17 protein-coding genes are annotated in these 17246 nt (G+C 66.5%); 12 read left to right on the plus strand and 5 right to left on the minus strand.

Annotation, left to right across the window (positions count from 1 at the left end):
- The 3 genes from ACT54L_RS05400 to ACT54L_RS05410 form a co-directional block, all read right to left on the minus strand.
- Complete coding sequence (locus tag ACT54L_RS05400; RefSeq protein WP_476084527.1) at window positions 1-1314, minus strand: dicarboxylate/amino acid:cation symporter; 1314 nt, start codon at window positions 1312-1314, stop codon at window positions 1-3.
- 88 nt (window positions 1315-1402) lie between these two features.
- Window positions 1403-2344 carry an AEC family transporter gene (locus ACT54L_RS05405; RefSeq protein ID WP_476084528.1) on the minus strand — a complete coding sequence of 314 codons (942 nt, stop codon included), beginning with the start codon at window positions 2342-2344 and terminating at the stop codon, window positions 1403-1405.
- 288 nt (window positions 2345-2632) lie between these two features.
- On the minus strand, window positions 2633-3523 hold the full coding sequence (locus ACT54L_RS05410) for a branched-chain amino acid aminotransferase (protein WP_476084529.1): 891 nt from the start codon (window positions 3521-3523) through the stop codon (window positions 2633-2635).
- Window positions 3524-3734: 211 nt separating this feature from the next.
- On the opposite strand from ACT54L_RS05410, the gene ACT54L_RS05415 reads away from it, so the two are divergent.
- The 12 genes from ACT54L_RS05415 to ACT54L_RS05470 all read left to right on the plus strand — a co-directional run bounded on the left by ACT54L_RS05415 (window position 3735) and on the right by ACT54L_RS05470 (window position 15550).
- Window positions 3735-4274 carry a MarR family winged helix-turn-helix transcriptional regulator gene (locus ACT54L_RS05415; RefSeq protein WP_476084530.1) on the plus strand — a complete coding sequence of 180 codons (540 nt, stop codon included), beginning with the start codon at window positions 3735-3737 and terminating at the stop codon, window positions 4272-4274.
- Between the two features lie 40 nt (window positions 4275-4314).
- Window positions 4315-5037, plus strand: coding sequence for a response regulator (locus ACT54L_RS05420; RefSeq protein WP_476084531.1), 723 nt, complete (start codon window positions 4315-4317; stop codon window positions 5035-5037).
- Complete coding sequence (locus ACT54L_RS05425; protein WP_476084533.1) at window positions 5034-6422, plus strand: ATP-binding protein; 1389 nt, start codon at window positions 5034-5036, stop codon at window positions 6420-6422. The genes ACT54L_RS05420 and ACT54L_RS05425 overlap by 4 nt, the downstream gene beginning before the upstream one ends.
- A 106-nt stretch (window positions 6423-6528) precedes the next feature.
- Window positions 6529-6900, plus strand: a complete 372-nt coding sequence (locus tag ACT54L_RS05430) for a YciI family protein (RefSeq protein WP_476084534.1) — start codon at window positions 6529-6531, stop codon at window positions 6898-6900.
- Window positions 6897-8150: an RNA polymerase sigma factor gene (locus tag ACT54L_RS05435; RefSeq protein ID WP_476084535.1), complete on the plus strand. Its 1254-nt coding sequence runs from the start codon at window positions 6897-6899 to the stop codon at window positions 8148-8150. The genes ACT54L_RS05430 and ACT54L_RS05435 overlap by 4 nt, the downstream gene beginning before the upstream one ends.
- 106 nt (window positions 8151-8256) lie before the next feature.
- A complete protein-coding gene (locus ACT54L_RS05440; protein ID WP_476084536.1) occupies window positions 8257-8913 on the plus strand; it encodes a helix-turn-helix domain-containing protein in 657 nt (218 codons plus the stop codon).
- Between the two features lie 113 nt (window positions 8914-9026).
- Window positions 9027-9926 carry a class II glutamine amidotransferase gene (locus ACT54L_RS05445; protein ID WP_476084537.1) on the plus strand — a complete coding sequence of 300 codons (900 nt, stop codon included), beginning with the start codon at window positions 9027-9029 and terminating at the stop codon, window positions 9924-9926.
- Window positions 9923-10630, plus strand: a complete 708-nt coding sequence (locus ACT54L_RS05450; protein WP_476084538.1) for a protein glxC — start codon at window positions 9923-9925, stop codon at window positions 10628-10630. Before ACT54L_RS05445 ends, ACT54L_RS05450 begins: the two co-directional genes overlap by 4 nt.
- Before the next feature lie 77 nt (window positions 10631-10707).
- On the plus strand, window positions 10708-12042 hold the full coding sequence (locus ACT54L_RS05455) for an FMN-binding glutamate synthase family protein (RefSeq protein ID WP_476084539.1): 1335 nt from the start codon (window positions 10708-10710) through the stop codon (window positions 12040-12042).
- A 77-nt stretch (window positions 12043-12119) separates the two neighbouring features.
- Window positions 12120-13475, plus strand: a complete 1356-nt coding sequence (gene glnT, locus ACT54L_RS05460) for a type III glutamate--ammonia ligase (RefSeq protein WP_476084540.1) — start codon at window positions 12120-12122, stop codon at window positions 13473-13475.
- Window positions 13476-13905: 430 nt separating this feature from the next.
- The gene (locus ACT54L_RS05465; protein ID WP_476084541.1) at window positions 13906-15315 is read left to right on the plus strand and encodes an ammonium transporter; all 1410 of its coding nucleotides are present in this window, start codon (window positions 13906-13908) and stop codon (window positions 15313-15315) included.
- Window positions 15316-15349: 34 nt separating this feature from the next.
- Window positions 15350-15550 carry a hypothetical protein gene (locus ACT54L_RS05470; protein WP_209099703.1) on the plus strand — a complete coding sequence of 67 codons (201 nt, stop codon included), beginning with the start codon at window positions 15350-15352 and terminating at the stop codon, window positions 15548-15550.
- Between the two features lie 66 nt (window positions 15551-15616).
- Here the strand turns inward: ACT54L_RS05470 and ACT54L_RS05475 are convergent, their stop codons facing one another.
- Both ACT54L_RS05475 and ACT54L_RS05480 read right to left on the minus strand, forming a co-directional pair.
- Window positions 15617-16042, minus strand: a complete 426-nt coding sequence (locus ACT54L_RS05475; RefSeq protein ID WP_476084542.1) for a cupin domain-containing protein — start codon at window positions 16040-16042, stop codon at window positions 15617-15619.
- Between the two features lie 119 nt (window positions 16043-16161).
- Window positions 16162-17136: a LysR family transcriptional regulator gene (locus tag ACT54L_RS05480; protein ID WP_476084543.1), complete on the minus strand. Its 975-nt coding sequence runs from the start codon at window positions 17134-17136 to the stop codon at window positions 16162-16164.
- Window positions 17137-17246: the final 110 nt, after the last annotated feature.

The raw sequence follows: 17246 nt of genomic DNA on the forward strand, positions 1-17246 counted from the left end.
TCAGCCGGCGCGGGCAGGTTGGACGTCGGAACCGTCCGGGTCGACGTCCGGGCCAACGTCGAGGTCACCATCGAGCACGCGGGCAAGGCGCGCCTGATCCAGTTCCCCCTCCCACCGTGCGATCACCAGGGTCGCCACCGCATTGCCGACGAAATTGGTGAGCGAACGGCATTCCGCCATGAAGCGGTCCACGCCCAGGAGCAGCGCCATGCCGGCAATGGGAATTTCCGGCACCACTTCCAGCGTCGCCGCCAGCGTGATGAAGCCGCCTCCGGCCACCGCGCCGGCGCCCTTGGAGGTGAGCATGGCCACCGCCAGGATGGTCAGCTCATGGCCCATGGTGAGGGGCGTGTTGGTGGCCTGGGCGATGAACAGGGTCGCCAACGTCATGTAGATGTTGGTGCCGTCCAGGTTGAACGAATAGCCGGTGGGCACCACCAGCGAGACCACCCCGCGCGAGGCGCCAGCGGCCTCCAGCTTGCGCATCAGGCTCGGCAGGGCGCTTTCGGACGACGAAGTGCCGAGCACGATCAGGAGATCTTCGCGGATGTAGCGCAACAGCTTGAGGATGTTGAAGCCGGACAGGCGCGCGATGGTGCCGAGCACCAGCAGGACGAACAGGATGGCCGTGAGATAGAAGGTGGCGATCAGCTCGACGAGATTGCCGATGGCGGCCAGCCCATAGGCGCCGATGGTGAAGGCCATGGCGCCAAACGCCCCGACCGGGGCTGCCCGCATGACGATGGCGACGATGGAGAAGACCAGTTCCTCCACCTTGCGGATGGCCTTCAGGATGGGCGCCCCGGTCTCGCCCAGCCGGGTGAGGGCAAAGCCGGTGAGGATGGCGACAAACAGGACCTGAAGGATCTCCCCCTTGGCCAAAGCGCCCACCAGCGTCTCGGGAATGATGTTGAGGAAGAAGTCCACCAGGGATGTGTGCTTGGCCGCATTGGCGAACTGCCCCACCGCGGCGGCGTTGAGCGTTGCCGGGTCCACATTGAAGCCCGCCCCCGGCTGCAGCACCTTGCCCACCATGAGGCCGATCACCAGGGCGAAGGTGGAGACCACCTCGAAATAGAGCAGCGCCTTGCCGCCAACCCGCCCCACCCGCTTCACGTCGCCCATATTGGCGATGCCCACCACCACGGTGCAGAACACCACGGGCGCGATAATCATCTTCACCAGCTTGATGAAGCCGTCGCCGAGCGGCTTCATGGCCTCGCCGAAATGGGGAAAGAGCGCGCCGACGACCACCCCGATCACCACCGCGGCCAAGACTTGGACGTAGAGGATCTTGTAGAGCGGGCGACGCATGGGGGCTGTCCTCAGGGGGTTCGTCCAACGGCTAATAGAGGCCGGATGTTGCGGCTGTGCAACAAATGCCGCAGGGCCGGTGCGTGACTTAAAGCAAGGCAACCATCACGGGCAGGGTGAGGAAGGACAGGAGCAGCGATACGCTCACCAGCGTGGTGGAAAGCGTGGTGTCGCCGCCATAGCGGGCGGCATAGATGACGGCCAGTGGCGAGGCCGGCATGGCCGAGAGCATCATCACCATGCGGTGGTCCACCGGCAGGGCCAGGAGCGCCATGATCCCGAAGGCGAGCAGCGGCTTGACCACCAATTGCAGGAGCTGGCTCGCCACGATGGCCGGAAGCACGCCGCGCACCGAGACCGGCTGAAGGGTGAGGCCGGTGACCATGGCCGCCAGGAGCGGCAGGGAGCCGCCCATCAAGGTGGTCGCGCCGAACAGGGCGGTCAGCGCGCCGCCATGGACCGGCAATTGGAGCGCGCTCCAGCCCAGGCCGGCCAGGATGGCGACCACAGGCATGGACAAGAGGAAGCGCAGCACCAGGCGACCCATGGGCTCGCCGCCGCCGGTGGCGGTGTAGCGCATGCCGATGAGCAGCCCGACGGTGTTGTTGGGCAGGCCGACGCCGAACTGGCCGATGAAGAGGCCGATGGCGATGAGCCCCTGGTGGCCGCGATAGACCACATCCAGCAGCACATTGCCCACCAGCGAGGTGGAGCCGAAGGTCGAGCACAGGAGAAAACTGCCGAGCGCCGGCCGGTCGAGGCGCAAGGCCCGGCCGGCCAGCAGCGCGAGGAGGCAGGCCGCCAGCTCGCCCGCCCAGACCACGAGCCCCGCCGCCAGATATTCATAATTGAACCGCGTTCCCGCCAGGTGCGAGAAGATCAGCGCCGGCAGGGATAGGTCCATCACGATGCGCGAGATCAAGGGCGCATGCTCGGTGCCGATGGCCTTTCTTGCGCGCAGCGCCAGGGTGGCGAGCACCATCAGCACATAGATGAAAATGAAGACCAGGACCTCGCCGGCCAAATCCATCCCCTGTCCCCCTTCGGCGCGGAGGGCGGCTCGGCTTTCCCCGTCCAAAGCGCGGGGCCGGCCGCTACCGCGGTGCCCGCGACACCGGGGAGAGACACCAAAACGCCAGCGGGGGCAAGCGACAGCAGCGCCTAAGCTTGATCGCGATCGGCACCGATTGAAGCGCGGCGGGCAGCGGGCGAGGAAACCGCCCCCCTAACCCGCCCCAAACCCCGCCCCGAAATGCAAAAACGGGCGCCGACCTTTCGGCCGGCGCCCGCTGTGTCCGTCCAGCCGCTCAAGCTGGGATCAGGCCGCGGCCTGCTTGGGCCGCACTTCAGCGGTGTAGGCATCCATCAGCTGATGGGTGATGCCCGACGGCGTGAAGCGCCACTCGGCGATCTCGCCCACCGGCGTCACCTCGGCGGCGGTGCCGGTGATGAAGCACTCGGAGAAATCAGCCAGTTCCTCGGGCTTGATGGCCCGTTCCACCACTTCGATGCCGTGGCGACGGGCAAGGTCGATCACGGTGCGGCGGGTGATGCCGTCCAGGAAGCAGTCGGGCTTCGGCGTGTGGATGACGCCATCCTTCACGAAGAAGATGTTGGCGCCGGTGCACTCGGCCACCAGGCCCCGATAATCCAGCATCATCGCATCGGCGAAGCCGCGACGCTCCGCCTTATGCTTGGAGATGGTGCAGATCATGTAGAGGCCGGAGGCCTTGGCCTTGCAGGGGATGGTCGCCGGATCGGGCCGACGGAACTCGGCCAGGTCCAGGCGCAGGCCCTTCAGGCGCTGCTCGGGATCGAAATAGCTCGGCCATTCCCACACGCCGATGGCGAGGTGGATCTTATTGTTCTGGGCGGACACGCCCATCATCTCGCTGCCGCGCCAGGCGACCGGGCGCACGTAGGCGTCCACGAGCCCGTTCTTCTCGAGCGTCTGCTGCTTGGCCGCGCAGATTTCCTCGATGGAATAGGGAATGGTGAAGTCCAGCATCTCGGCCGAGAGGCGCAGGCGCTCGGAATGGGCCGCGCTCTTGAAGATGCGGCCGCCATAAGCGCGCTCGCCTTCAAACACGCAGCTGGCATAATGAAGACCGTGGGAGAGTACGTGCAGCTTGGCGTCCTGCCAGGGCACCATGGCCCCGTCATACCAGATCCACCCGTCACGTTTGTCGAAAGGTTCTCCACCACTCATGGTCTTCACTCCTATGCGGCCGTTCCTTTAAGACGGCCCTTGCCTCCCTGGCGGCCGCGACTTTGCAGCCATGCCCGGTACGGTTACTTTCCGTCTGAAATATGGTCACAGACGGCAAGAGCGCAATGATCGAACTCCAGAACCACGGTTCGAGACCGATCCTTTCGCCACCGCGACTGTGTGAGTAATGATCGGATCGAAAAAAGTCAACATGGCTGACATAAATCCTCTCATTGCGCCGCCTCTGGCAGATGCGCATTCCCCCGCCGCGCCGGCGGAAGGTCCTCCCATGGTGGACCTCATCGAGTTGTTTTTCTTCGCTTATCGGGATTTCGTTGCCGATCCCGACGAGGCGCTGGCGCCGCTCGGCTTCGGCCGCGCGCACCATCGCGTTCTCCATTTCGTGAACCGCCATCCCGGCATGCGCGTCACCGACCTGCTCGACATCCTGCGCATCACCAAACAGTCGCTCGGCCGGGTGCTGCGGGAACTGGTGGACGAAGGCTTCGTCGACAGCCGCGCCGGCGCGTCCGATCGCCGCCAGCGTTTGCTCTATCCCACCCCCAAGGGCGAGGCCCTGGCGCGCGCCTTCATGGCGGTGCAGAGCCGGCGCATCCACAAGGCGCTCCAGGCCTGCGGGCCCGGCTCGCGGGAGACGGTGCGCCGCTTTCTTGTGGCCATGATCGACCCGGAAGATCGCGCCGAGGTGGAAAACCTGATCCAGAAGGCGGAGCGCGGTCGCTCCGCTTGAGCCATAAGTGCCCTTTCCTCCGATCGCAGACGGCCACACCATGAGCCCCGAGACCGCCACCGACCTGCCCCCCGCCTCCGTCGCGGACGATGCCCCCCATCTCCTGGTGGTGGACGACGACAGCCGCATCCGCACCCTTCTGTCCCGCTTCCTTACCGGCCACGGCTACCGCATCACCATGGCCGCGTCCGCCGCGGACGCCCGCAGCCGCATGGAAGGGCTGACCTTCGACCTGCTCATCCTCGACGTGATGATGCCCGGCGAATCCGGCCTGGATCTCGCCCGCGACATTCGCCGCACCAATCCGGTGCCCATTCTCATGCTCACCGCCCGCTCGGACACGCCGGACCGCATCGCCGGCCTGGAGGCGGGGGTGGACGATTATCTGGGCAAGCCGTTCGAGCCGCGCGAGCTGTTGCTGCGGGTGGGCTCCATCCTGAAGCGCGCCGCCCCGCCGCCGCCGAAAGCCATCGAGGAGGTACGCTTCGGCGACTTCGTCTTCCATCTCGGCCGGGGGGAACTGGCCAAGGGCGGGGAGATCGTGCGCATCACCGAGCGCGAGCGCGACATGCTGCGCATCCTCGCAGAGGCGCCGGGCGAGACGGTGCCGCGCCTTGCGCTCGCCGGCAACGGGGCGGCCAGCGAGCGGGCGGTGGACGTGCAGGTCAATCGCCTGCGCCGCAAGGTGGAGCGCGATCCGGCCAATCCCATCTATGTGCAGACGGTGCGCGGCGTCGGCTACCGGCTGGTGGTGACCCCATGACCATGATGGCGGCGGGCCGGTCCGGGATGCGGGGCTTCATGTCGCGCCTCGGGGCGGTCAATGCCCGGTTCGGGGCGTGGTTCAACCGCATCACGCCCAAGGGGCTCTATCCCCGCTCGCTGCTCATCATCGTCATGCCCATGGTGCTGCTGCAGTCGGTGGTGGCGTTCGTGTTCATGGAGCGGCACTACAATTCGGTGACGCGGCGCCTGTCCGCCGCCGTCAGCCAGGACATTGCCGCCGTGGTGGCGCTCTATTCCGCCTTTCCCACGGAGAAGGACGCCACGGTCCTGCGCCGCATCGCTTGGCAGAATCTGCAGCTCACCGTCGACGTGCTGCCCCCCGATCCCCTGCCCGCCCCCAGCGCCCGGCCCTTCTTCTCCATCCTGGACGGCGTGCTCTCGCGGGAACTGAGCCGGCGCCTCAAGCAGCCCTATTGGATGGATACGGTGGGGCGCTCCGACCTCCTCGAAGTGCGGATCAAGCTGCCCAACGTGGTCCTGCGTGTCTTTGCCTCGCGCGGGCTGGCCTATGCATCCAATTCCCACATCTTCCTCTTGTGGATGGTGGGCACCTCTCTGGTTCTGCTCGCGGTGGCCATCCTGTTCCTGCGTAACCAGATCCGGCCCATCGTGATGCTGGCGGACGCAGCCGAAGCGTTCGGCAAGGGGCGCGACGTGGAGAATTTCCGACCCCGCGGCGCCCGCGAAGTGCGGCGGGCGGCGGTGGCCTTCCTGGAGATGAAGCGGCGCATCGAGCGCCAGATAGAGCAACGCACCACGATGCTGGCGGGCGTCTCCCACGACATGCGCACCATCCTCACCCGCTTCCGCCTGGAGCTGGCCTTCCTGCCCGAGGGGCCGGAGGTGGACGCCCTGCGCAAGGACGTGGACGAATTGCAGGGCATGCTGGAAGCCTATCTCGCCTTCGCCCGCGGCGATCCGGGCGAGCAATCCGCCCTCACCGACATGGCCCAGCTGATCGAGGACCTGCGCGCCAATGCGGAGCGCTCCGGCGCGGTGGCGCGGGCCAGCTTCCTCGGGCCACCTCTGGTGGAGGTGAAGGCCGACTCGCTGCGTCGGTGCATCGGAAATCTGGTGGGCAATGCGGTGCGCTATGCCAAGAGCCTGGAGATTTCCGGCACCCGCGATGCCCGCTGGCTGATCGTGAACGTGGACGATGACGGCCCCGGCATTCCCGCCGAGAAGCGGGACGAGGTGTTCCGCCCCTTCCTGCGGCTAGACGATGCGCGCAACCAGGATGCGGGCGGCTCGGGCCTTGGCCTGTCCATCGCCCGCGACATCGCCCGTGCCCATGGCGGCGACATCATCCTGGCCGACAGCCCCATGGGCGGCCTGCGCGCCACCTTGCGCCTGCCGGTCTGACACCGGCGGGCGGCGCCTGAGAAAAAACAGAGCCCGGCTGTCGGCGCACGGCCGCGTCGCGCGTTCCTTCGGCAGGCCGGGCCAAAGCACAGGAGGGGAGCGTCCCATGCAATATGCCATTCTTTGCTACCACCAGGAGGATGTGGTCTGCGCCTGGTCCAAGGCGGAGGACGAGGCCGTGATGGCCCGCCTCGCCGTGGTCCAGGAGGACCTCGCCCGCGCCGGCAAGCTCGGCCCCGTGGCCCGCCTCCTGCCCACCACCGCCGCCACCACCTTGCGCAAGGACCGCGACCCGCCCCTCGTGCTCGACGGCCCCTTCGCGGAGACCAAGGAGCAATTGCTTGGCTTCTATGTGGTTGATTGCGCGAACCTGGATGAAGCCCTCGACATCGCCCGGGCGCTCGGCAAGGCCAATCCCGGCGGCTCCTATGAGATCCGTCCCATCGGCCTGTTCTTCCCCGGCGGCGCGTCGGCGTGAGCGAGCTGGACTTCATCGCCTCCACGCTGGCCGGCGCGCGGCCCCAGGCGGTGGCGGCCCTTCTGCGCTATTTTCGCGACCTGGACCTCGCCGAGGAGGCGTTCCAGGAGGCCTCGCTCCGGGCGCTCTCCCATTGGCCCAAGAACGGCCCGCCACGCGATCCCGCCGCCTGGCTCATCCTGGTGGGGCGCAATGCGGCGCTTGACCATGTCCGCCGCCGCAGCCGGCAGGCGGAACTGCCGCCGGAAGAGGAGGTCTCCGACCTCGACGATGCGGAGGCCCGCATGGCCGAGCGTCTCGATGGCGCCGACTATCGCGATGACATCCTGCGCCTGCTCTTCATCTGCTGCCATCCCGACCTGCCCGCCACGCAGCAGATCGCGCTGGCGCTGCGGGTGGTGTGCGGCATGAGCGTGGCGCAGATCGCCCGCGCCTTCCTGGTCTCCGACAGCGCCATGGAACAAAGGATCACCCGCGCCAAGGCCAAGGTGGCGGGGGCCGGCGTGCCCTTCGAGCCGCCCGGCCCGGTGGAGCGGGCGGAGCGCCTCGGGGCGGTGGCGGCCATGGTCTATCTCTTGTTCAACGAAGGCTATTCCGCCGGCCCTTCGGAGAGCGCCGGCCGGGGGTCGCTCTGCGACGAGGCCATCCGCCTCGCGCGCCTCCTGCTGCGCCTTTATCCCGCCGAGCCTGAAATCATGGGGCTCGCCGCCCTCATGCTGCTCCAGCATGCCCGGGCTCCCGCCCGCTTTTCCGCCGATGGCAGCACGGTGCTGCTGGAGGACCAGGACCGGACCGCGTGGAACCGGCCCATGATCGCGGAGGGGCTGGCGCTCATCGACAAGGCCATGCGTCACAAGGTGCCCGGCGCCTATCAGGTGCAGGCGGCCATCGCCGCCCTGCATGCCCGCGCCGCCACCCCGGCCGAGACCGACTGGCCGCAAATCGCCTTTCTCTATGGCGCGCTGGAGCGCATGCAGCCCTCCCCCGTCATCACCCTCAACCGGGCGGTGGCGGTGTCGAAAGTGGCCGGCGCGGAAGCGGCCCTGGCGCTCATCGAACCCCTCGCCGTGCCCCTCTCCGGCTACTTCCATTTCTTCGGAGTGAAAGGAGCCCTTCTGAAGCAGATGGGCCGGGCCAGCGAGGCCCGCGAGGCATTCCTGCGCGCCATCGCCCTCGCCCGCACCCCGGCGGAGGCTGCGCACATCCGAACGCACCTGGATCACCTCTCCGGCGAGGCTCCCGGCACCTGATCGCGCCAAAACGCCATCGCCTCCGGCGCTGTCGCGAGAAAAGAGCTTTTTTCTTCTCCAGAAACTGGCAAGCTGCCTCCGGGGTCTTGGCCAGGGAGGGACGAGGGTGGCGGAGCGCAAGGCGAAGGCCGCGGATCAGAGCGAGGCGGTCGATTATGTGACCGGATCGAACGCACCGGCGGCAAGCGCGAGCACCCTGGAACATGCCCTCGGCGTGCAGGTGCGCTCCATCCGCCGCCAGCTCGATCTCACCGTCTCCGACCTTGCGGGCGCGGCCGGCATTTCGGTGGGCATGCTCTCAAAGATCGAGAACGGCCAGATCTCGCCCTCTCTCGGCACGCTGCAATCCATTGCCAAGGCGCTGAACGTCCCCATCACCACGCTTTTCTCGGCCTTTGAGGAGCGGCGCGACTGTTCCTTCGTGCGCGCCCATCAAGGCGTCATCATCGAACGGCGGGGCACCAAGGTCGGCCACCAATATGAATTGCTGGGCCATGGCCTGGGCGGTGACATCGTGGTGGAGCCCTATCTCATCACCCTGTCGGAAGAGGCGACGCCTTACACGGGCTTCCGCCATGCGGGGGTGGAGTTCCTCTACATGCTGTCGGGCGAGGTGGTCTATCGCCACGCGGACCGCACTTATCACCTGCGCCCCGGCGATTCGCTCATGTTCGATTCCGGCGCCGCCCATGGCCCGGAAGAGCTCATTGTGCGGCCGATGACCTATCTGTCCGTCATCGTCTACGCCCGCGACACGCGCTGACGGCTTTGCCCGCCACCTTTTCCTATGAAGAAAATTTTATTCTAGATTGTTGACGGAAGGCGTTGGGCGGCGTACCACTTTGGTCAAGGTTTCTGACCGGCCCGGAGTGCGCCATGTGTGGCATCGTTGGTATCTTCCTGAAGGACCCCAAGCTGGAGCCGGACCTCGGCGCCATGCTCTCTTCCATGCTCTGCGTCATGACGGATCGCGGGCCGGACAGCGCCGGCTTCGCCATCTACGGGTCGGGCGAGAAGGACCATGTGAAGCTCTCGCTGCGCGCCGTGGACGGCTATGATTTCGAGGCGCTGGCCAATTCCATCTCGCTGACCTCCGGCGGCACGCCCAAGCTGGTGGTGCGCTCCACCCATGCGGTGATCGAGGTGCCCAAGGCCCATGAGGCCCAGGTGCGCGCCGCCCTCGCCGCGCGCCATCCCGAGGTGGCCATCGTGGGCACCGGCTCGCGCATGGAAATCTTCAAGGAAGTGGGCCTGCCCCGCGCGGTGGCCGAGCGCTTCGACCTGCCGCGCATGGCCGGCACCCACGGCATCGGCCACACCCGCATGGCCACCGAGAGCGCGGTGACCACCGCCGGCGCCCATCCCTTCTCCACCGGCGCCGACCAGTGCCTGGTGCATAATGGCTCGCTTTCCAACCACAACGACCTGCGCCGCAACCTGCGCCGCGAGGGCATCTCGTTCGCCACCGAGAATGACAGCGAAGTGGCAGCCGGCTACCTCACCTGGCGCATGCAGCAGGGCAAGTCCCTGGGCGAGGCGCTGGAAGCCGGCCTTGGCGACCTCGACGGCTTCTTCACCTTCGTGGTGGGCACGGAAAGCGGCTTCGGCGTCCTGCGCGACCCCATCGCCTGCAAGCCCGCCGTGATGGCCGAGACCGACCAGTATGTCGCCTTCGGCTCCGAATACCGCGCGCTCGTGGATCTGCCGGGCATCTCCAAGGCCCGTGTCTTCGAGCCCGAACCCGCCACCGTCTATTTCTGGGACCGCGCCGCATGAACGCCTTCAATCCCGACGTCACGTTCGACCTCGCAGAGACCACCCTGCGCGAACTGAACGCCGCGCTCCACAAGGCCACCGGCGACAGCAACACCCGCCATTGGCGCGTGCTCAACCCCAATGGCCGCCACGCGCTGGCGGCGGGCGTCAACGCCCCCCTGACCATCGAGGTGGACGGCCATGTGGGCTATTATTGCGCCGGCATGAACCAGCAGGCCAGCGTGATCATCCACGGCAACGCCGGGGTGGGCGTGGCCGAGAATATGATGAGCGGCTTCGTCCATGTGCGGGGCGATGCCAGCCAGTCGGCGGGGGCCACCGCCCATGGCGGCATGCTGCGGATCGACGGCAATGCCTCGGCCCGCTGCGGCATCTCCATGAAGGGCATCGACATCATCGTGCAGGGCTCGGTGGGCCATATGAGCGCCTTCATGGGCCAGGCCGGCTCGCTGATCGTGTTCGGCGATGCGGGCGATGCGCTGGGCGACAGCCTCTATGAGGCCAAGCTCTTCGTGCGCGGCTCGGTGAAGAGCCTCGGTGCCGACTGCATCGAGAAGGAGCTGCGCGAGGAGCACAAGCAGCACCTGCACGAGAAGCTCACCGCCGCGGGCCTCGCGGGCACCGTGGATGTGTCCGAGTTCAAGCGCTACGGCTCGGCCCGCCAGCTCTACAACTTCCACATCGACAATGCCGGCGCCTACTGAGCGCTTTTCCCTCTCCCGGCCGCGGGAGAGGACGCCCGCCGCGCCCCGTCAAACGTCATTTCTCGCGTGAGGATCAGATGACCTCCCACACCAATGTCCCGCGCACCTTGCCGCGCTTCTCGTCCACCTTCGATCCGCACACGCTGTCCGAGATCCGCCGCGCCGCGGCCACCGGCATCTATGACATTCGCGGCGGCGGCACCAAGCGCAAGCTGCCCCATTTCGACGACCTGCTGTTCCTGGGCGCCTCGGTCTCGCGCTATCCGCTGGAAGGCTATCGCGAAAAGTGCGGCACCGATGTGGTGCTGGGCACCCGCTTTGCCAAGAAGCCCATCCACCTGAAGACCCCGGTGACCATTGCCGGCATGAGCTTCGGCGCCCTGTCCGCTCCCGCCAAGGAAGCGCTCGGGCGTGGCGCCTCGGCCATGGGCACCTCTACCACCACGGGCGATGGCGGCATGACGCCGGAGGAGCGCGGCCACTCCTCCACCCTGGTCTACCAGTATCTGCCGTCCCGCTACGGCATGAACCCGGACGACCTGCGCAAGGCGGACGCCATCGAGGTGGTGATCGGCCAGGGCGCCAAGCCCGGCGGCGGCGGTATGCTGCTCGGCCAGAAGATTTCCGACCGCGTGGCCCAGATGCGCACCTTGCCCAAGGGCATCGACCAGCGCTCCGCCTGCCGCCATCCCGACTGGACGGGGCCGGACGACCTGGAAATCAAGATCGAGGAGCTGCGCGAAATCACCGATTGGGAAAAGCCCATCTATGTGAAGGTCGGCGCCTCCCGCCCCTATTACGACATCTCCCTCGCCGTGAAGTCCGGTGCCGACGTGGTGGTGCTGGACGGCATGCAGGGCGGCACGGCGGCGACGCAAGACGTGTTCATCGAGCATGTGGGCATCCCGATCCTCTCCGCCATCCGCCCGGCGGTGCAGGCGCTCCAGGATCTGGGCATGCATCGCAAGGTGCAGCTCATCGTCTCCGGCGGCATCCGCAACGGCGCGGACGTGGCGAAGGCCCTGGCGCTCGGCGCCGACGCGGTGGCCATCGGCACGGCGGCCCTCGTCGCCCTGGGCGACAATGACCCGCAATATGAGGCCGAATACCAGGCTCTGGGCACCACCGCTGGCGCCTATGACGACTGGCACGAGGGCCGCGATCCGGCGGGCATCACCACCCAGGACCCGGACCTGTGGGCCCGCCTCGACCCCATCAAGGCCGGCCGTCGCCTCGCCAACTATTTGGGCGTGATGACCCTGGAAGCCCAGACCATCGCCCGCGCCTGCGGCAAGAGCCACCTGCACAATCTGGAGCCGGAGGACCTGGTCTCGCTCACCATCGAGGCCGCCGCCATGGCTGGCGTGCCGCTGGCGGGCACCAACTGGATCCCGGGCCGCACCGGCTTCTGATCCCAGCCTTACACCGCGCCGGGCACAACCGGCGCGGTCCTGCGTAACGAAAACGAAGACCTTCCAGGGGACAGCACATGACCCGTTCGTTCGACCTGCCGCGCGAAGCCGAAGGCCGCGCCTCCATCGCCGCCTCCGCCGACCTTGAAAAGGTCGCGCAGGAGAAGGGCATCAAATATTTCCTCATCTCCTACGTGGACCTGTTCGGTGGCCTGCGCGCCAAGCTGGTTCCCGCTTCCGCCATCGGCGACATGCAGAAGGCGGGCGCGGGCTTTGCCGGCTTTGCCACCTGGCTCGACATGAGCCCCGCCGACCCGGACCTGTTCGCGGTGCCGGACGCCTCCTCCCTTATCCAATTGCCCTGGAAGCCGGAAATCGGCTGGCTCGCCTCCGACCTTTATATGGACGGCCAGGAAGTGGCGCAGGCCCCGCGCACGGTGCTGAAGAAGCAGCTCGCGGCCGCCTCCAGCCTCGGCTACGAGATGAAGACCGGCGTCGAGTGCGAATACTTCCTGATCTCCGCCGACGGCACCGCCATTTCGGACGGCTCCGACCGCGCCGAGAAGCCCTGCTACGACCAGTCCGCCTTGATGCGCCGCTACGAGGTCATCAAGGAAATCTGCGACGCCATGCTCACCCTGGGCTGGGGCGCCTACCAGAACGACCACGAGGACGCCAACGGCCAGTTCGAGATGAACTGGAATTATGACGCGGCCCTGCTGACCGCCGACCGGCACGTCTTCTTCAAGTTCATGGTCAAGTCCATCGCCGAGAAGCATGGCCTGCGCGCCACCTTTATGCCCAAGCCCTTCATCAACCTGACGGGCTCGGGCTGCCATGTGCATGTCTCGCTCTGGAACAAGGGCAAGAACGCCTTCTCCGATCCCAAGGGCGAGCTGGGGGTTTCTTCGCTCGGCTATAACTTCATCGGCGGCCTGATCCACAATGCGGACGCGCTGTGCGCCATCACCAATCCCACGGTGAATTCCTACAAGCGCATCAACGCCCCCCGCACCATTTCCGGCGCAACCTGGGCGCCCAACACGGTGACCTATACGGGCAATAACCGCACTCACATGATCCGCATTCCCGATGCGGGACGCTTCGAGTTCCGCCTCGCAGACGGCGCGGCCAACCCCTATCTGCTCCAGGCGGGCGTGCTGGCGGCGGGCCTTGACGGCATCACCAATGCCCGCGATCCCGGCAAGCGCCTCGACATCAACATGTACACCGACGGCCACAAGGTGAAGGGCGCCAAGAAGCTGCCCCTCAACATGCTGGACGCCATGCGGGCGCTGGAGAAGTCCAAGGTGCTCAAGGACAGCCTCGGCGAGAGCTTCGTTTCCGGCTACCTCAAGCTCAAGACCGAGGAATGGAACGCCTATTCCCGCCATCTCACCCAATGGGAGCGGGACAACACGCTGGACATCTGACCGGCGGCAAACCGCCTTTTCTTTCCCACCCTGCTCTCAGGCCCCGGACATCGCGTCCGGGGCTTTTTATTGGGCAGAACCGCTTGCCGCCCGTTCAGCGGGCAGACCGACACATCTCAGGTTGTTCTTTGTGCAGATGGCACGACCACTCGCGTCACAGCCCACCATCAGGCCGTTTTATTGACCCTTCCCCAAAGGCTGCAAAGTAACGGGCAAAAACTGGAAATCGGCGCGCGCCGAACGACTTAGCGTTGGATCTTCTTCCCTTGAGGATTCCGTAACGACATTCCGCAGCGGCCAAGCCAAAGGCTGCGCCTCCCTGGCATAAAAGTTGCTCGAGAGTGAAATGCCGGTGATCTGGTCGAGCCCGCTGTTCTGGCAACATCTGGCGAAGGCCCACCGGCTGAGGGCAACGGGTTTGGGGATCAGCATGACAGATCAATTGACAGCCCTGACGACCATATTCACGGAATTCTATTTCTTCCTGACGGTCGTCCTCATGTTCTTCATCCATGTCGGCTTCTGCATGTACGAAGTCGGCGCGGCGCGGGTTAAGAATGTCCAGCACACGCTTTTGAAGAACACGATGGCGATTCCGCTGGTCGGTCTTGCCTTCTTCCTGTTTGGCATGTGGATCTACATCGCCTTCCAAGGATGGCCGGTGTCCTCCACCTCTTTGAGCTTCCAGACCGGCTTTGAGCCCTGGTCGACGAAGATCGCGCCCAATCTCACGGACCGCATCTCCGGCGTGTTCTGGGCGGCCTTCGCCCTGTTCGGCATGACCGCCGCCTCCATCGTCTCGGGCGCCCTCATCGAGCGCACGAAGACCTCGGGCTTCTTCATCATCGCCGTCTATGTGGGCGCCATCGCATGGGTCATTCCCGCCGCCTGGGCCTGGGCCGGCAATGGCTGGATGGCGCAGTATCTGGGCTATCATGACCAGTATTGCTCCGCCATCCTGCACTCGGTGGCCGGGTTTGCCACGCTGGGCATCCTCATTCACCTTGGCCCGCGCATCGGCAAGTTCGCCCCCGACGGCACCCCGCGGGAGATCCCGGCTCACAATCCCTGGCTCATCACCATCGGCCTGTTCATGATCTATGTGGGCTTCTGGGGCTTCTATGCCGCCTGCCACATCCCGATCGCGAACGTGGGCACGGAAGCCGCGCCCTATTGGACCGCCACCAACATCTATGGCGTTCCGATCACGCTGTCCGGCGTCACCATGAACTTCCTCATGGCCCTGTTCGGCGGCATGGTCACCGCCTATCTCGTCAGCAATGGCAACGCCTACTGGACCTATTCGGGCGGTCTCACCGGCCTCATCAGCGCCTCCTCGGGCAATGACCTCTATCACCCCGTGGTCGCCATGATGATCGCCATCGCCGGCACCATCCTGGCCTACAAGCTGCACTATTGGGTGGAGCGGAAATACAAGATCGACGACGCGGTGGGCGCGGTGGCCGTGCACGGCTATTGCGGCCTGTTCGGCGGCATCGTGGCGGGCTTCGCCCTGTGGGGCTATCCGGCCATCATGCCCTCCGACGGCACGCTCATCGCCCTGTCGGAAGGTGCCGGCTGGTTCGGCCGCAATGCCGAAGGCCTGCCCGTGGTCACGCCCATCGGCAACATCATCGGCTCGCTGGTGTTCGCGCTCGGCTTCGGCCTCATCCCCGGCCTCGTCATCGGCAAGCTCCTGAAGATGGCCGGCCTGCTGCGCGTCGCGCCCGCCGTGGAAATCCACGGCCTCGACGGCAAGCACATCCCTGCCACCTATCCGGCCTCCTCCGGCGTGGAAGCCGCTTTCGAGGCGATCCAGCGCAAGGAAGCCAAGCTCTGACCCTCACGCCATCCGATCACAGGAGACATGCGTTATGAATACCGGTGTCACGTCCCTCGCCAAGGTCTCCGAAATGGCGGAGATCTACCCCTTCCACGGCTTTGAATATTTGTTCGCTGCCCTGGCGGGGGCCTTCTTCGTGGTCTTCATCGTCCGCCAGATCGCCATGGAGAAGGAGATGCACGAAGAAATGCTCGACCACACGTCGGAAGCCCTCCCCGCCCCGGCCGAATGAGAGCGGCACACACCTGATGGTCCGGGCGCGGCATCCAACCGATGCCGCGCCCGGATCGCGTCTGCCTCACAGCGGCGCCGGGCTTACCAGCGGCTTGTCCTTCTCGACCACATAGGTGATGGCGATCCGCGTCTTGTCCGCGCCCGTCTCGAACAGATGCGGCACACCGGCGGGAATGATGAGCCCGTCTCCCGCGGCCATGGCGCGCTCCGGGCGCCCCTCCAGCCGCACCACCCCGCCGCCGGAGACCACATAGACGCTCTCGACGCCCGGATGGGTGTGGCGGGCGATCACGGCGCCCGGCTCCAGGTCGGCCGTCACCAGAAGGGTCATATAGGCCTCGCCTGGAAACGGGATCTTGTCCAGAACCGCCCGTGAAATCCCCGAGCCCGAAGACGGCGCCGGCTGCGCGCCCGCCTCTCCTCCGGTGGCGGCATAGCCCATGGCGGTGCAAACGACACACGATACGAAGCGACGGCGATCCAGCCTCATTTTCTACCCCTCTGGCGACCCCGGCCTCATCCTAGAGGGCGATACGATCAGATTGAATCCATCTGATCTGTGGCCCGCCCTGCTGCGCACGGATCGGCGCACGCTATAAGGCATCATCGTCACGATTGGATGGAGAGCGCCTCCCCTAGCCAGGGCATCCAGGCGCGCAATTCCGGCAGGGCGCGCTGCGCCAGCTCCGCGCGGCAGAAGGCCGCCAGTTCGCGCGGCGCGCGCCCCAACTCCTGCCGGCGCGCCACCAAGGTGAGGCCGCGCAGGAAGGCCGGTCCCGGCATGGGCCAGCAGGTCAGGCGCGCCATGTCGATGCCCGCCTCCAGGATGCAGAGGGGGGTGGACACCGCGAACCCCTCCCCCCGCGCCACCACTTCCGTTACCCCTTGCGGCGTGTCGAATTCCAGCCGGCGCGGCAGATCCAGCTTCAGCCGCCGGAAATGGCGCTCCACCTCGATGCCGGTCTTGGAGCGCGCGGAAAAGCGCACCATGGGCAGGTCCTGCGCCAGGCGGGAGATGTCGTCGAGCCGCGCGGGGCGGGGACGGCCGGCGGGCAGCAGCAGGATGTAGGGCTCGGAGATGATGGGAAAGCGTTCGAGGCCGGCAATCTCTTCCAGCTCGTCCACCCCCAGCAGCAGGTCCAACTGGCGTGTCAGCAAGGCGCTGGCATGGGAGGAGGTGAGGCCAGCGAGCACCGAGACCTCGTCCGCCAGGCCCATGAGCCGCACGCCCAGTGGCGCGGCGAGCACGCGGGAAAGGGAATCCACCAGCCCGGCCCGCAGCAGGGGAAAGCGGCTATTCTCCGTCTCGCGCAGCATGGGCGCGATCTGTCGGGCCTCCGAGAGCAAGGCGCTCGCCCGCTGGCGCAGCACACCGCCGGCGGGGGTAAGGCCGATGGGGCGCACCGAGCGGTCGAACAGCACCGCGCCCGTCTTCGCCTCCAGGTCCGCCACCGCCTGGGAGACCGCCGGCTGGGTGAGCCCCAATTGCCGGGCGGCACCCGCCATGGCGCCCACGTCGCAGACGGCGAGGAAGATCTCCAGGGTGCGCAAATCGAAGGGCAGCGCCTCTCCCCGAACGGCCATGACAAGCTCCAGCGGCGCCGCCGTCACATGCGACGGCACAGTATAAGTAACATTTATATCATCCCCGTCACGCGGGTGAGATATTACGTTGATCCGAGGGGTCACTCCTC

Source organism: Aquabacter sp. DMC10 (assembly GCF_056314145.1).

Bases quoted from the DNA above. Each gene is read 5' to 3' on its own strand.
- ACT54L_RS05400 (WP_476084527.1), bottom strand. From the start codon at position 1,314: ATGCGTCGCCCGCTCTACAAGATCCTCTACGTCCAAGTCTTGGCCGCG.
- ACT54L_RS05405 (WP_476084528.1), bottom strand. From the start codon at position 2,344: ATGGATTTGGCCGGCGAGGTCCTGGTCTTCATTTTCATCTATGTGCTG.
- ACT54L_RS05410 (WP_476084529.1), bottom strand. From the start codon at position 3,523: ATGAGTGGTGGAGAACCTTTCGACAAACGTGACGGGTGGATCTGGTAT.
- ACT54L_RS05415 (WP_476084530.1), top strand. From the start codon at position 3,735: ATGGCTGACATAAATCCTCTCATTGCGCCGCCTCTGGCAGATGCGCAT.
- ACT54L_RS05420 (WP_476084531.1), top strand. From the start codon at position 4,315: ATGAGCCCCGAGACCGCCACCGACCTGCCCCCCGCCTCCGTCGCGGAC.
- ACT54L_RS05425 (WP_476084533.1), top strand. From the start codon at position 5,034: ATGACCATGATGGCGGCGGGCCGGTCCGGGATGCGGGGCTTCATGTCG.
- ACT54L_RS05430 (WP_476084534.1), top strand. From the start codon at position 6,529: ATGCAATATGCCATTCTTTGCTACCACCAGGAGGATGTGGTCTGCGCC.
- ACT54L_RS05445 (WP_476084537.1), top strand. From the start codon at position 9,027: ATGTGTGGCATCGTTGGTATCTTCCTGAAGGACCCCAAGCTGGAGCCG.
- ACT54L_RS05450 (WP_476084538.1), top strand. From the start codon at position 9,923: ATGAACGCCTTCAATCCCGACGTCACGTTCGACCTCGCAGAGACCACC.
- ACT54L_RS05455 (WP_476084539.1), top strand. From the start codon at position 10,708: ATGACCTCCCACACCAATGTCCCGCGCACCTTGCCGCGCTTCTCGTCC.
- glnT (WP_476084540.1), top strand. From the start codon at position 12,120: ATGACCCGTTCGTTCGACCTGCCGCGCGAAGCCGAAGGCCGCGCCTCC.
- ACT54L_RS05465 (WP_476084541.1), top strand. From the start codon at position 13,906: ATGACAGATCAATTGACAGCCCTGACGACCATATTCACGGAATTCTAT.
- ACT54L_RS05470 (WP_209099703.1), top strand. From the start codon at position 15,350: ATGAATACCGGTGTCACGTCCCTCGCCAAGGTCTCCGAAATGGCGGAG.
- ACT54L_RS05475 (WP_476084542.1), bottom strand. From the start codon at position 16,042: ATGAGGCTGGATCGCCGTCGCTTCGTATCGTGTGTCGTTTGCACCGCC.
- ACT54L_RS05480 (WP_476084543.1), bottom strand. From the start codon at position 17,136: ATGGCCGTTCGGGGAGAGGCGCTGCCCTTCGATTTGCGCACCCTGGAG.